The following is a 13,543-nucleotide window of genomic DNA, read 5'->3' on the forward strand; positions in this document are numbered from 1 at the left end:
TTCTGGGTATTGGGTTCTGGGTATTGGTTGTTAGTTGATGCATTTTCTATCTATAGTCTATCATCTTTGGTCTTTTATCTATCGTCTTTTGTCTATTGTCTTTTGTCTATTGTCTATTGTCTATTGTCTTTAGTCTTTAGTCTAAACAATACGAGAGTAGCTATTAAAACTATATATCCATTCTAGCGCTAAATCCCTTTCTTTAAACAATTCAATGTTCCAATTATTATTTTCATTTATTTTTATCAATGTTTGGGTTGACATTAAGGCGCCATTCGTAGTAACCACTACAGCTATAAGATGAATTTCCTTTAAATTGCAAATCGTTTTTTGAGCCTCAAATGTATATGAATAGCAGTTCTTTTTATTGATTATTAGAGAAAAGGGAGCTGATAAATTACTGAGCAAAAAATCATGATATTCATCTATCATAATTTCATCCATAACGATGCCTTCATCAATAATAACTTCAGCTAAGTTTTTTTCAAGTATTGAAATGGTAGCAAATGACAGTCTATAACTCTTCATATAAATAATTTATGTTGGAGAGATTTACAAAAAAAATCGTAAGTAGTTTTAATTAAATACAACTACAGAGCAATTAGTTCAATAAATAGACAATTTACTGACTACAAAATAATAGTTTTTTTTAATTAAAACACGCCATTAGACTACATTTTTTGAGTTATCTTCAGAATTTAAGTTAAAACATTAAGGATCATATCAATAACTTAATATTGGCGTAAGAATTTTTAAGCGCTTCTTTTATTTGTTCTGGGTTTAACCATGCTACTTTGGTGATTCCTTCAAACTCTTGAGCATACAAATCGCCTGAAAAACTTGTTTTCATCTCAAACCAGTAGGTTATTTTTATTTTGTAACGTCCGTTTCGTTTAAAAATGTGATAGGTCGTTTCTAAGGGCTTTATAATTTCCAGTCCGGCAACACCGGTTTCTTCCATCACCTCACGTATGGCTGTTTCCTCGATACTTTCAACACCTTCAATCTTACCTTTTGGCAAATCCCATTTATCATTTCTATAAATAAACAAAACATCACCATTATCATTATAAACCTTGCCTCCGCCAGCAATAACATTTGGCAGTTTTTTTAAGAATTTTTTTAGCAATTTATCCTCGTTCTTATGAATAAACCGTACTTCTTGTAAGTCTGTTGCCATAAGCTCTCTTATAATCCTATTCAACTTAACGAGTTTGAGGTTAAAATTTTTAAAATACGTTTCAGGTTCCTCAATAGTGGTTAAAATAATGGGTTTATCATTAACAAAAACTTTATACATGTTTTGCATTTAACAAATTCAACTTTTGTAAAAATATCATTTTTCATTTCAAATCAACGAAACTTAAAAAATTATTTTGTTCATAACTTACTTCTAGCTGAAATTAAATTTATGTGTATTTTTGAGCCTATGATTTTTAACAAAGAAACAGCCCGAAAAACAGCTGAGGTATTATTGCAGATCAATGCCATAAAACTTAGCCCAAAAAAGCCTTTTACTTGGGCTTCAGGATGGAAATCTCCAATATATTGCGATAACCGAATCATATTATCGTTTCCTACCATAAGAAACTATATTCGTGAAACGATGAGCCATCAAATTGAAAAACAATATGGTAAGCCTGATGTTATTGCCGGTGTTGCTACGGGCGCGATTGGTATAGGTATGCTGGTTGCAGAATATATGGGATTGCCTTTTATTTATGTAAGACCAGAAGCCAAAGGGCATGGAAGAAAAAACCAGATTGAAGGGTTTATTGAAAAAGGGCAAAATGTTGTGGTTGTTGAAGATTTAATCAGTACCGGAACAAGTAGTTTAAATGCCGTTATGGCTTTAAAAGAAGCTAAAATTAATGTAAAAGGCATGGTGGCTATTTTTACTTACGGATTTGATGTAGCTACTGAAAACTTCAAAAAGAAAAACGTAACCCTTTACACATTAAGCAATTATAAAAGTTTGCTTGAACAGGCCTTGGCAACCAATTATATTTCTGAAAAAGAATTAAAAACCTTATCAGAATGGAATGCCAACCCGAGTGAATGGGACATATAATAAAAGTATGTTGTTAAGTTGTTTGATGTTTAGTCGAAAACACCATCAATCAACTTAACAACTTAAAAGCAAACACCTAACAGAAATGAATTTAGAATCGCCTAAAGTTAGTATCGAAAAATCATCAGAAGATGTTTTTAACTTTTTATCCAACATTAAGAATTTTGAATCATTAATGCCCGAAAGCATCAGCAAATTTGAAGTTTTAAGCGATGATACTTTTTTGTTTGCCTTAAAAGGAATGCCAGAAATCATCCTTAAGAAGAAAGACGTTATTCCTCCTAATAAAATTGTTCTTGGTGCCGCTGGTGGTAAATTGGATTTTTCACTAATAGCTAATATTGATACTATTTCTGAAACTTCTAGTGATGTTCAATTGCATTTTAATGGCGACTTTAACCCCATGATGGCCATGATGATAAAAGGGCCAATTGGGAAATTTATTGAAACACTTGCCACAAGCATTCCAAAAGCCATTTAATACATAAGCGTAACGTCTTTTAAATCGAATTCCTCTATAACATCATCTTCAAGAAGCACCTGAAGATTTCCAAATAAAGTCACGCTTTTTATATATCCTGAGAATATTAATCCTTCGCTATCTTTAAAAGTGGAGGGTTTATCTTTTCTAAAGAGATACGCTTCATAATCCGTTTTCAAAGTGTTGTAATCTGCCCGCTTTAAAATCTTAAAATAATGTCTTAAATTTTTTATGGTTTCAACTAGAACTTCTTCTAAATCAAACACGTTTCCTGTTATCAATTTTAATGAGGATGCTTTAGGCAAATGATCGAATTCCGTTTGATTCACATTCAATCCGATACCAATGATGGTATTGCTTAAACTATTTTGTTTTATGACATTTTCTATTAAGATACCGCAAATTTTTTTGTCTTCTGACAAAATGTCGTTAGGCCATTTAATAGTTAACTTAGTAATCGAAAAACTTTGCAATGTTTTTAATATGGCTAAAGACGTGACCATACTTATTAAAAAAGGGTATTCCACATGAAACTTAGAAGTATCTTTAAACACACTAAACATTAGGTTTTTTGAATTTTCCGAACTCCAAACAGTACCCATTTGTCCTCTCCCCTGTGTTTGGTGTTTAGCCGTAACAATGGTATAATCGTCCAAATTTTCTTCGCTACTTAGCCTTCGCATATAGCTGTTTGTAGAATCGATGGCATTAAGTTTGATTATACGCATTCAGAAGTTATTTTATTGAGATAAAATCTTATGATTATTTTAGAGTATAAAGAACTAAAAAAATAATAACTTTGCACAAATTAAATATAATTAATGGCGAAAAAAAATGTAAGCGCAGACCAATTAATATCTGCAATAATAAGTGGTATTGAAGACGTTAAGGGCAAGGAAATAAATATTTTAGACTTAAGAGATATTGAAAATACGGTTTGTGACTATTTTATAATTTGCGAAGGCACTTCAAATACGCAAGTAAACGCTATAGTAAATTCCATTCAAAAAAAAGTAAGCAAAGAACTTAAAGACCACCCATGGCATGTTGAAGGTGCAGATAATGCTGAATGGGTTTTATTAGATTATGTTAATATTGCTGTGCATGTTTTTCAAAAACACATCCGGGAATATTATGATATTGAAGGGCTTTGGGGGGACGCAAAATCAACAGTAATACAAACTAGTTACTAGAATACATGGCAAACGAAAAGAAAAACATAAAAGAAAACAAACCTAAATTCAATCCATACTGGATCTATGGTATTGCATTGGCCATTTTTATTGGCTTTCAAATTTTTAATAGCAGTGGTTATGAAGATGGTGGCATCACTAACCCAACAGAATTTTTTAAATTTGTTGAAAATGGGGATGTTGATAAAGTTGAGATCGTAAATCAAAGAATAGCCAAAGTTTATCTTACCAAAGAAGCTGAAGCACAGGAAATCCATAAAAAATCCAAACCAAATACACTACTGCCTACAGCGACTAGGTTGCCTAACTATAAGTTTGAATTTGGAGAACTTGAGATTTTTCAAAATAAATTAAATAAAGTCATTGAGGATAGCAACCTTAATCTAGAACCTGTATACATTACCGAAGAAAATCATTTAACCGATTTCCTTTTAGGCTTATTGCCATTTATACTTTTAATTGGGGTATGGATTTTTATCATGCGTCGTATGTCAGGCGGTGCTGGAGGTGGTGCTGGCGGACAGATTTTTAACATTGGAAAATCTAAAGCGAAACTTTTTGACCAAAATACAGAAGTAAAAACTACTTTTAAGGATGTTGCAGGACTTGAAGGTGCTAAAGAAGAAGTTCAAGAAATTGTAGACTTTCTTAAATTTCCAGAAAAATATACCACTCTTGGTGGAAAAATTCCAAAAGGCGCCTTACTTGTTGGTCCTCCTGGAACAGGAAAAACCTTATTGGCAAGAGCCGTAGCAGGTGAAGCGAAAGTGCCGTTTTTCTCATTATCGGGGTCAGACTTCGTGGAAATGTTTGTAGGTGTAGGAGCTTCTAGGGTTCGAGATTTATTTAAACAAGCCAAAGAAAAATCGCCATCTATTATTTTTATTGATGAAATCGATGCCATTGGTCGTGCCAGAGGAAAAAATGCCATGTCTGGTAGTAATGATGAACGTGAAAACACGCTGAATCAGCTATTAACTGAAATGGACGGTTTTGGAACTAACACCAACGTTATTGTTATCGCCGCAACCAATAGAGCTGATATTTTAGACAAAGCTTTAATGAGGGCAGGTCGTTTTGACAGACAAATTTTTGTTGATTTACCAGACATTAGAGAACGTAAAGAAATTTTTGAGGTTCATTTAAGACCTCTTAAAAAAGAAAAGGATTTAGACCTAGATTTCTTATCAAGACAAACCCCAGGGTTCTCTGGAGCCGATATTGCCAATGTTTGTAACGAGGCTGCTTTAATTGCTGCTAGAAATGGCAAAAAATTTGTAGATAAACAAGATTTCCTAGATGCTGTTGATAGAATTATTGGTGGTTTAGAAAAGAAAAATAAAATCATTACCCCAAGCGAAAAAAGAGCTGTTGCCTATCATGAAGCTGGTCACGCCACAGTTAGTTGGATGCTTGAACATGCTGCGCCATTGGTAAAAGTAACCATCGTACCTCGCGGACGTTCTTTAGGAGCGGCTTGGTATTTACCTGAAGAACGCTTAATTGTTCATCCAGAACAAATGTTGGATGAAATGTGTGCTGCCCTTGGCGGACGAGCTGCCGAAAAAGTGATGTTTGATAAAATATCAACAGGTGCTTTAAGTGATTTGGAAAAAGTTACAAAACAAGCCAGAGCCATGGTGACTATTTATGGCTTAAGCGATAAAGTTGGGAATTTAACCTATTATGATTCTTCTGGACAAAATGAATATGGCTTTACTAAACCATATAGCGAAAAGACCGCCGAATTAATTGATAAAGAGATTTCCGATATTATTGAAAATCAATATAGACGTGCTATAAAATTACTTGAAGACAACAAAGATAAACTCACAGAATTAGCAGAAGTTCTTCTTGTAAAAGAAGTTATTTTTAAAGATAATCTTGAGAAAATATTTGGAAGCCGCCCTTTTGTAGTTGAAGACAGAGAAGGTCCAGCAAAGTGATTTTTTTAAATATTTGTTAACGTTTTAGTAAAAATCTTAAATTAATCGTATGGTTAATTTAAGATTTTTTATATTTGATGAAGCCCAATATAATTGAGTTAATAGCAATAATCTGAATGAGTCTTTTTAAAAAAATTTTTGGTTCAAAATCTGATCAAACAGAAAGCGAGTTAAAAGCCAATCAAAGGGGCAAGTATATGCCCGAAATAAAACTCCCCATTGATGAAAAGTTTACCATAAACTTTAAAGCAAATGGAGGTAAGTTTTTGTATTGTGATAATGTAGATGAAGTTTTTGAAAACTTATACAATATTATTGAAGAGAATAAATGGGAAGATAAAAAAGTCCTTATTCTTGATAAAAATTTAAAAGACAAATTTAAGGATACAAATGTAGAATCTACAAACTCCATAAGTGAAGCCTCTATTTTCCTAACAACTTGCGAAAATTTAATTGCAAACGATGGCTCCTTACTAATCAGTTCCAATCAAATATTTGAAAAAAAACTTCCTGAATTGCCCCTAAATTTTATAGTGTATGCAACTACCAGCCAAATTACCGAAAATATAGGTGAAGGCTTGAGAGGCATAAAATCTAAAAATAAACAAAGAATTCCTACAAACATAACAACCATAAAGCATTTCAAATCGAGCACTGATGAAAAAGATTTTTTGAGTTATGGTAGTAGTTCTAAAAACCTATACTTGTTGCTTTTAGAAGATCTATAATAAGCAAACACAATATAAATGAAAGAAATAATATTACGTTCCTTTTTTGGTTTGCTTTACATTTTACTTTTATTGATATCTTTAAAGTTTCAACTTGCATTAATTATTTTATTATTCGTTTTTGGCATTATTTGTTTGGTTGAATTTAATAAGCTAATTCAACTCAAAAGCCGTGTTCCTTATATCATTTTTATAATTCTTTATGCCATTTTTGGTTATTGGCAATTATCTTCAAATTCTAGAGGATTAGATGAGTCTACCCAAATTTTAATGGTCTTAAGTATTTTTGTGAACCTGTTTTTAATAAAAGATTTGTTTTCAGAAAAAACCATTCCGCTTTTTAGTTCAAAACGGTTTATTTTAACCACTTTCTATTTATCTAGTGCTTTTGTGTTTTTAATTTTAATAGCACATTTCCATAAAGAATACAATCCATGTATACTCTTAGGGGCGTTTATTTTAGTTTGGACTAACGATACTTTTGCCTTTTTAATTGGCAAAAAATTTGGAAAGCAAAAACTTTTTGAAAAAATTTCACCCAAAAAAACAGTTGAAGGATTCTTGGGAGGCCTATTTTTTTCATGTGTTGCAAGTTATTTTATTGCTACCTTTACGGAAACTTTAAGCTTTACAAGCTGGCTTGTTTTAAGTATCATTATCAGTGTTTTTGGAACCTTGGGAGATTTAATAGAATCTAAATTTAAACGACAAGCAAAAGTTAAAGATAGTGGTGCTATTATGCCAGGCCACGGCGGATTGCTGGATCGTTTAGATAGCATTATTTTTGCTGCGCCATTTATATATTTATTTTTAAGAATTATACTGTATGTTTCATAAAGAAGGATATAAAATCATTTTAGCAACATTCGCTTTTGTTATTATATCAATTTTACTAATAGATAAATTTATTAAAATCCATTGGCTTCAAATTACCATTATGATTGTTTTAATGGGTTTTTTAATACTAATACTTCAATTCTTTAGAAACCCCAAACGAAAAACTTCCTCAAATGATAATCAAGTTGTTTCTCCTGTAGATGGTAAAGTGGTCGTTATTGAAGAAGTATTTGAAAATGAATTTTTTAAAGATAAACGATTACAAGTTAGTGTATTTATGTCACCCATAAATGTCCATGTAACGAGGCACCCCATAAGCGGTACTGTAATTTTTAGTAAATACCATCCCGGAAGATATTTAGTAGCATGGCATCCTAAAGCCAGCGAAGAAAATGAACGTACCACGGTTGTTGTTGAGAACAACACCTATGGTAAAATATTATACAGGCAAATAGCAGGTGCTTTGGCTAAACGTATAGTAAACTATTGCAAAATAGATGATGTTGTAACACAAGGTTCAGACTCAGGTTTTATTAAATTTGGATCTAGAGTCGATCTGTTCCTACCATTAAATACGAATATAAAAGTAACATTAAATCAAAAAGTTCGCGGAGGCGAAAGTGTTATTGCCGAATTATGAGTAATAAAGATTTAGATATATTGTTTAACGAAGCTGTTGAAAGGGTAAATGCACACACAGAGCCATTTCCAGCAGACACCTTGCTTAAGCTTTATGCTTATTATAAAAAAGCCACTAATAATTTTAGTCAACCTAAAAGCAAAAAACCAATTATAAATGCGTTTAAAATAAATGCGTTATTCCAGGCTAAAGACATTAGTGAAGATGAAGCTAAACAGAGCTATATAGACTTGGTAAATAATTATTTTCTCTATAGAAAGTAATTATTAAAAAAGCAACCATAAATGACCAAAATATCAGTCATCATTCCAGCTTATAACGAAGCAGGTTCCATCGCAAAAGTTATTCGTGACATTCCTTCCATAGTTAAAGACATTATTGTTGTAAATAACAACTCGACTGATGATACCGCAAACCATGCAGAAAAAGCAGGAGCAACTGTTTTAACTGAAACCAGAAAAGGCTATGGTTATGCTTGTTTAAAAGGAATTGATTATCTTGCAAATCAACAAGAAAAACCTGATATCGTTGTATTTATTGATGGTGATTACAGTGATTATCCCGAAGAATTAATCAAAATTATTGAACCCATTTTAAATAATAATATAGATTTTGTTATAGGTGCACGAGTTAAGGAATTAAGGGAAGAAGGTTCTTTGGCTACACAGCAAATTTTCGGAAACTGGTTAGCTACTTTTTTAATGAAATATATGTTTGGGTCGAAATTCACAGATCTTGGCCCTTTTAGAGCCATTAAATACAATGCCTTAATAGGACTTAATATGCAAGACAAAACCTATGGTTGGACCGTAGAAATGCAATTAAAAGCTTTAAAACAAAAATTAAGGTATACAGAAATTCCTGTAAAATATAGACATAGAATTGGTGTCTCAAAAGTTTCAGGAACCATAAAAGGTAGTATATTTGCAGGCATAAAAATACTAAGTTGGATTTTTAAATACAGTTTTAAATAATGATTGTCGAAACCATAATTATTGTTATTTACACCATATCGCTTTTACTTATTTTCATGTATGCGATAGCACAATTAAATTTATTATTCAACTACTTAACATCAAAAAGGAAAAAGACGGATTGTGAGTCTTTTGACTTTTCCAATCCAGATGAAATTCCATTCATAACCATCCAACTACCTGTTTACAATGAAATGTATGTCATGGAAAGGTTATTGGATAACATTTCTAAAATTGATTATCCCCACGATAAATTAGAGATTCAAGTGTTGGATGATTCCACCGATGAAACTGTAGAAACAACTCGAAAACACATTGAAGCTTTAAGTGTAAACGGATTAGATATTAAGCATATTACCAGAACCGACAGAAGTGGTTTTAAAGCTGGTGCATTAAAAGAAGGACTTAAAATTGCAAAAGGTGAATATATTGCGATTTTTGATGCCGACTTTCTTCCAAAGGAAAATTGGTTAAAACGTACCATTCCTTATTTTAAAGATAAAACCATTGGTGTTGTTCAAACACGATGGTCGCATATTAACAGAAATTATTCCATTCTTACTAAAATTCAAGCTTTTGCATTGGACGCACATTTTACGCTAGAACAAGTTGGCAGAAACAGTAAAGGCCATTTTATTAATTTTAATGGAACTGCTGGTGTTTGGAGAAAAACTTGCATTATTGATGCTGGAAATTGGGAAGGTGATACACTAACGGAAGATTTAGATTTAAGCTATAGAGCGCAATTGAAAAATTGGAAATTTAAATATCTAGAAGATGTTGAAACACCAGCCGAACTACCCGTAGTGATTAGCGCTGCCAGATCTCAGCAATTTAGATGGAACAAGGGAGGGGCTGAAAACTTTAAAAAAATGTTTTGGCGTGTTATAAAAAGCAAAAATATTCCATTTAAAACGAAGGTACATGGCCTGCTACATTTGTTAAATAGCACCATGTTTTTAAATATTTTAATAGTTGCTGTATTAAGCATCCCCATGCTTTATATTAAAAATCAGTACGAGCATTTAAAACCATATTTTTATGTCATGAGCTTTTTTGTATTAAGTACGGTTATATTTTTTATTTGCTACTGGATTATGTACAAAAGAATGTATGGTGCAGGCATTAAAAATTTCATTAGTTATATTGGTATGTTTTTTGTGTTTTTCACAATCGCCATGGGGTTTTCGCTTCATAACTCAATAGCTGTTTTAGAAGGTCATTTTGGCAAAAAAAGTGAATTTGTTCGCACGCCTAAGTTTAATATCAGTACTATTAAAGATAGTTGGAAAACTAATAAATACCTTAAAAAAACAATATCTCTTCATGTTGTTTTTGAAGGCCTATTAATGTTATATTTTGCCTTTGGTATGTATAGTGCCTTTATTGTAGGCAATCAAGGAGGCGATTTTGGATTGTTTCCTTTTCACTTAATGCTATTCTTAGGGTTTGGGTATGTATTTATCCAATCGATAACATCTAAAGTTTAATATTAAAAAAAGCATTGATAGTTTTTAACTATCAATGCTTTTTTTCTAATTTCAATGGTGGTTTTTAATAAACCATATTCTCTTAGCCATTTTTGATATATTTTAATCTGCACCATCGACTGCTGCAACATCTACTGTATACTGGGCGACATCAATACCTTGTTCTGTACCAATATAAGCATCGAAAGTCCAATGAATACCCCCATATACCCTTGACATAGCGGCTTCTTCTGCCCAATCTCTGACCAATGTAGCCTCTTGTGGAAAAATATAAGCTAAAACCTCAGCACCTGCCGCTGAAAACACACTATGGCCAGACGTGTAGGATGGAAAATTCGGGGTTCCTGCAATGGTTTTAAAACCCTCTATAGTTTGTATTGGACGAGGGTAATGATAATAATACTTGGCATCCCAACAACTAATACCACCATCCATCATTGCCATATTAATATAGGCAAATGTTCTGGCAGACCTGAGAGGATTCAATTTATACTTCACTATGAATTTTTTTGTAAATTCATTCCAATGACCAGGGGGCGTGTAAGTGCCAAGTCCATCTTGCCAGAAATTAGCAATTCGTCTTCTTTCCGTGGTAAGGTTATTGGCATAATCTTTTAAAATTTCTACATCTGCCATATATTCTTGAGAATCAAGATTAGGCGGTGGTATTGGGCGGGTTAATTCTACGTTTGGAACATTCCACATTTTCACTTTTCCATACAATGGGGTTAGACCTACAGGACGTTGGGGTAATTCTTTATTAATCCATTTCCATCCAAATCTATCAAAGGCTGCGGCAGCTATGGAATCAGAAACCGGCTTGGGTGTTTGGGCATTTTTCATACCATCAGTAGCAGCCCTTTCTAATGCTTTTGTAGCAATTTCGTTACCAATTATCTTACCTGCTTCAATATCGCTCTCTACGTATCCTCCTGATAATAATAGACTCCGTAAATGTTCCGCTTCTTTAGCTTCAAGGTATTCTGCCTCTAAAGGAAACATAGCTGTCAGTATTTTTTTGGAAACAGACGCAAGAACTGCCCCATCAGAAGGATATGAAGGAATATTATTGTCTGCATAAGCGTACTTAATTTCACTATCTTGTTTGAAAGGCGCAAGTCGGTTATAAGTATATTTATAATGCCATGCTGTTATTAACCCATCAAATTGAGCTACCGACAAATAAGCCAGTACCCTAACAGCATAAGGTGGGTGAGCAAATGGAAATGCCGGTGGCCCTGTTGGGTTATTAGGATTCGGTAAGGTATAAGTACCGTCTGCATTAGGCCCAGGTATGATGTTGTATTTGGCTATTAGCTCCAATGTAATCTCATTCCATCGTATAGTAGGATTGTCAGTCCAATATTCCAAGGCTTGCTCTTCAGCATTACTTCTTTTCGAAACTTCCTGTTTCAAATCAGACAATTCCTGTAGGTATTCTGCAGAAGTTACATCTGAAGGTGCAGAAATAATTATTTCATCCCCACTATTAATTAAAATAGGTTTCCATGTCCCTCCATCTTCATCAGTAGATGAAAAAACGTAATTCTCATAAGACAAAAAGGTAGGCAAGTCTTTCTCACATGAGATTAAAAAGAAAACAACAGCCAATGAAATAAGTAAATATTTATTATGTTTCATATCAATTTTGTTTTTTTCTATAATTAAAGTAATATGTTAATCCCACACCAGTAGTGTTTATTTTTGCTGCATTTCTACCATTTACCACTTGATTGTGATACGCCACAACACCAAGTCCTTTGATGGATTTAAAATAATAATGTGCAAATATGCCAACTCTATCCATATCAATATTATTGGTTGGTTGTGGGGCATTATAGGATCTGATGTCGTCACCACTTGTAGATTGGGATCCCATATAATTAAGTTCCAGTTGCAAAGCATTATTCAAGGCCCAAAACCCAACCACGCCTTCAAACGTTACTGCGTTTGGCACATTCATCCAAGGTGTGTAATAACTCCCATCATTATAATAATACTCTCGCTCGGCTTTGGCATATCCCCGCCACAGGTAAGATGCAGCCCCCCGCAGATAAAGTCCGCTTTTCCATTTATGCTGAGCTATGGCACGATAGGAAAGTTCAGGTGCGCCAAGTCCTAAGCTATATGGCATATAATCGGGAAGATAGTTAGTTATAGGTGTAGAAAAACCAACGGTTGCTAAAGCTGTAAAAGTCCCATTATTTTTTACTTTGTTTAAGATTTGGTATTTTAATGCAACCGAGACATCTTGAAAACCTTTAGCTCCTGCAAATTTACCACCATTAGGGTCTGAAGATTCTGTTTTAATGTATGGCACTCCAACAAAAAAATTGAGTTTGTCCAAAATCCCAACAGCTAGCATAGGCATTACCGTATTCCTTTTTACCGTAGCAATGGTTTGATTTTCACGCAGCGATGTTCCTTCCCAATATTGATCGAAACTACCATAGTTGTATTCTAAAAGAATACAGGCTTGTTCGGCGTTCATCATGATGGCATCACTTGGAGTCTGTGCGCTAAGTTTTGCACAAAGCAAAGGCACGGCAAGTAAAGCCCAAAAGGGATATTTAATGTTACTCATATTGATTATCGTTTTAATTGTACTTAATTAATGCCACTAACAAATGGTCACTAAGAATGAATTAAGAGTCATTTATAACTTGGATATCTACCCTAACCCTATTAACTTCTTTATATACCTCTTTTCAGAATTTAAATTCATCACAATTTCAGAGGTTTATTTAATGAGATGTTTTTAGCGCAATCATCAATAGGATATATAAAAAACAAGGCACTTATAATGACTATGTTTTTAACGATATATTGTCCAACCAATGTGAGTACAAAAGGGGCTTTGGCAAATGACACTTCAGGAAAAAACAGCACAGGAATAAAGGTTAATATTAAATGAATAATGGCAATACTTATTACTGTTTTAAGTTGAAAATTAAGCAATAAACACAACCCAATACCTACTTCAATAATAGCAAGCAATAGAATACTGATGCTTTCAGGAAGCAGTCCGAAGGTTAAAAAAGTTATGGTATGTTTTGCAAGACCGTCAGCTGGACTTAATTCTGGGAAAAACTTTAATAATCCAAACCATACATATATAATGCCGATACTAATAGCGAGCAATCTGCCCCTATTAATGTTTAATAAAATACGTGTCATTTTAAT

The 13,543-nt window shown here is 33.2% G+C and carries 16 protein-coding genes; 10 read left to right on the forward strand and 6 right to left on the reverse strand.

The window, feature by feature from the left end:
* Positions 1-141 precede the first annotated feature (141 nt).
* Positions 142-528 (reverse strand): hypothetical protein, encoded by a 387-nt coding sequence (locus tag CSW08_RS16675; protein WP_106661060.1) that lies wholly within the window; start codon positions 526-528, stop codon positions 142-144.
* A 190-nt stretch (positions 529-718) separates the two neighbouring features.
* On the reverse strand, positions 719-1,300 hold the full coding sequence (locus CSW08_RS16680; protein ID WP_106661227.1) for an NUDIX hydrolase: 582 nt from the start codon (positions 1,298-1,300) through the stop codon (positions 719-721).
* Positions 1,301-1,429: 129 nt separating this feature from the next.
* Here CSW08_RS16680 and pyrE point away from each other — a divergent pair, with 129 nt between their 5' ends.
* Positions 1,430-2,071, forward strand: coding sequence for an orotate phosphoribosyltransferase (pyrE, locus tag CSW08_RS16685; protein ID WP_106661228.1), 642 nt, complete (start codon positions 1,430-1,432; stop codon positions 2,069-2,071).
* A gap of 85 nt (positions 2,072-2,156) precedes the next feature.
* Positions 2,157-2,552 (forward strand): orotate phosphoribosyltransferase, encoded by a 396-nt coding sequence (locus tag CSW08_RS16690; RefSeq protein ID WP_106661061.1) that lies wholly within the window; start codon positions 2,157-2,159, stop codon positions 2,550-2,552.
* On the opposite strand, the gene CSW08_RS16695 is transcribed toward CSW08_RS16690, so the two are convergent.
* Complete coding sequence (locus CSW08_RS16695) at positions 2,549-3,280, reverse strand: biotin--[acetyl-CoA-carboxylase] ligase (protein WP_106661062.1); 732 nt, start codon at positions 3,278-3,280, stop codon at positions 2,549-2,551. The two genes, CSW08_RS16690 and CSW08_RS16695, sit on opposite strands and share 4 nt — an antisense overlap.
* Positions 3,281-3,373: 93 nt before the next feature.
* Here CSW08_RS16695 and rsfS point away from each other — a divergent pair, with 93 nt between their 5' ends.
* From rsfS to CSW08_RS16735, 8 genes are all read left to right on the forward strand, one after another.
* Positions 3,374-3,745 (forward strand): ribosome silencing factor, encoded by a 372-nt coding sequence (gene rsfS / locus CSW08_RS16700; protein WP_106661063.1) that lies wholly within the window; start codon positions 3,374-3,376, stop codon positions 3,743-3,745.
* 5 nt (positions 3,746-3,750) lie between these two features.
* Entirely contained in the window at positions 3,751-5,691 is a 1,941-nt protein-coding gene (gene ftsH / locus CSW08_RS16705) for an ATP-dependent zinc metalloprotease FtsH (RefSeq protein ID WP_106661064.1), read from the forward strand.
* A 116-nt stretch (positions 5,692-5,807) separates the two neighbouring features.
* On the forward strand, positions 5,808-6,419 hold the full coding sequence (locus CSW08_RS16710) for an LUD domain-containing protein (protein WP_106661065.1): 612 nt from the start codon (positions 5,808-5,810) through the stop codon (positions 6,417-6,419).
* A gap of 18 nt (positions 6,420-6,437) precedes the next feature.
* Positions 6,438-7,256, forward strand: a complete 819-nt coding sequence (locus CSW08_RS16715) for a phosphatidate cytidylyltransferase (RefSeq protein ID WP_106661066.1) — start codon at positions 6,438-6,440, stop codon at positions 7,254-7,256.
* Positions 7,246-7,896 carry a phosphatidylserine decarboxylase family protein gene (locus CSW08_RS16720; RefSeq protein ID WP_106661067.1) on the forward strand — a complete coding sequence of 217 codons (651 nt, stop codon included), beginning with the start codon at positions 7,246-7,248 and terminating at the stop codon, positions 7,894-7,896. The genes CSW08_RS16715 and CSW08_RS16720 overlap by 11 nt, the downstream gene beginning before the upstream one ends.
* Positions 7,893-8,159 carry an acyl-CoA-binding protein gene (locus CSW08_RS16725; protein WP_106661068.1) on the forward strand — a complete coding sequence of 89 codons (267 nt, stop codon included), beginning with the start codon at positions 7,893-7,895 and terminating at the stop codon, positions 8,157-8,159. Before CSW08_RS16720 ends, CSW08_RS16725 begins: the two co-directional genes overlap by 4 nt.
* Before the next feature lie 21 nt (positions 8,160-8,180).
* Complete coding sequence (locus CSW08_RS16730) at positions 8,181-8,870, forward strand: glycosyltransferase family 2 protein (RefSeq protein WP_106661069.1); 690 nt, start codon at positions 8,181-8,183, stop codon at positions 8,868-8,870.
* On the forward strand, positions 8,870-10,360 hold the full coding sequence (locus tag CSW08_RS16735) for a cellulose synthase family protein (protein ID WP_106661070.1): 1,491 nt from the start codon (positions 8,870-8,872) through the stop codon (positions 10,358-10,360). The genes CSW08_RS16730 and CSW08_RS16735 overlap by 1 nt, the downstream gene beginning before the upstream one ends.
* Positions 10,361-10,462: 102 nt before the next feature.
* On the opposite strand, the gene CSW08_RS16740 is transcribed toward CSW08_RS16735, so the two are convergent.
* From CSW08_RS16740 to CSW08_RS16750, 3 genes are all read right to left on the reverse strand, one after another.
* Positions 10,463-12,001, reverse strand: a complete 1,539-nt coding sequence (locus tag CSW08_RS16740) for a vanadium-dependent haloperoxidase (RefSeq protein WP_106661071.1) — start codon at positions 11,999-12,001, stop codon at positions 10,463-10,465.
* Position 12,002: 1 nt separating this feature from the next.
* The gene (locus CSW08_RS16745) at positions 12,003-12,944 is read right to left on the reverse strand and encodes a transporter (protein WP_106661072.1); all 942 of its coding nucleotides are present in this window, start codon (positions 12,942-12,944) and stop codon (positions 12,003-12,005) included.
* Between the two features lie 140 nt (positions 12,945-13,084).
* Positions 13,085-13,537, reverse strand: a complete 453-nt coding sequence (locus CSW08_RS16750; RefSeq protein ID WP_238987301.1) for a doxx family protein — start codon at positions 13,535-13,537, stop codon at positions 13,085-13,087.
* Between the last annotated feature and the right edge of the window lie 6 nt (positions 13,538-13,543).

The sequence above is a fragment of the Confluentibacter flavum genome, assembly GCF_002843175.1.
Taxonomy (GTDB): domain Bacteria; phylum Bacteroidota; class Bacteroidia; order Flavobacteriales; family Flavobacteriaceae; genus Confluentibacter; species Confluentibacter flavum.

Coding starts and splice junctions, on each gene's coding strand:
- CSW08_RS16750 (WP_238987301.1), bottom strand. CDS start 13,537: ATGACACGTATTTTATTAAACATTAATAGGGGCAGATTGCTCGCTATT.
- CSW08_RS16720 (WP_106661067.1), top strand. CDS start 7,246: ATGTTTCATAAAGAAGGATATAAAATCATTTTAGCAACATTCGCTTTT.
- ftsH (WP_106661064.1), top strand. CDS start 3,751: ATGGCAAACGAAAAGAAAAACATAAAAGAAAACAAACCTAAATTCAAT.
- CSW08_RS16675 (WP_106661060.1), bottom strand. CDS start 528: ATGAAGAGTTATAGACTGTCATTTGCTACCATTTCAATACTTGAAAAA.
- CSW08_RS16680 (WP_106661227.1), bottom strand. CDS start 1,300: ATGTATAAAGTTTTTGTTAATGATAAACCCATTATTTTAACCACTATT.
- CSW08_RS16740 (WP_106661071.1), bottom strand. CDS start 12,001: ATGAAACATAATAAATATTTACTTATTTCATTGGCTGTTGTTTTCTTT.
- CSW08_RS16715 (WP_106661066.1), top strand. CDS start 6,438: ATGAAAGAAATAATATTACGTTCCTTTTTTGGTTTGCTTTACATTTTA.
- CSW08_RS16690 (WP_106661061.1), top strand. CDS start 2,157: ATGAATTTAGAATCGCCTAAAGTTAGTATCGAAAAATCATCAGAAGAT.
- CSW08_RS16735 (WP_106661070.1), top strand. CDS start 8,870: ATGATTGTCGAAACCATAATTATTGTTATTTACACCATATCGCTTTTA.
- CSW08_RS16745 (WP_106661072.1), bottom strand. CDS start 12,944: ATGAGTAACATTAAATATCCCTTTTGGGCTTTACTTGCCGTGCCTTTG.
- pyrE (WP_106661228.1), top strand. CDS start 1,430: ATGATTTTTAACAAAGAAACAGCCCGAAAAACAGCTGAGGTATTATTG.
- CSW08_RS16695 (WP_106661062.1), bottom strand. CDS start 3,280: ATGCGTATAATCAAACTTAATGCCATCGATTCTACAAACAGCTATATG.
- CSW08_RS16725 (WP_106661068.1), top strand. CDS start 7,893: ATGAGTAATAAAGATTTAGATATATTGTTTAACGAAGCTGTTGAAAGG.
- CSW08_RS16730 (WP_106661069.1), top strand. CDS start 8,181: ATGACCAAAATATCAGTCATCATTCCAGCTTATAACGAAGCAGGTTCC.
- rsfS (WP_106661063.1), top strand. CDS start 3,374: ATGGCGAAAAAAAATGTAAGCGCAGACCAATTAATATCTGCAATAATA.
- CSW08_RS16710 (WP_106661065.1), top strand. CDS start 5,808: ATGAGTCTTTTTAAAAAAATTTTTGGTTCAAAATCTGATCAAACAGAA.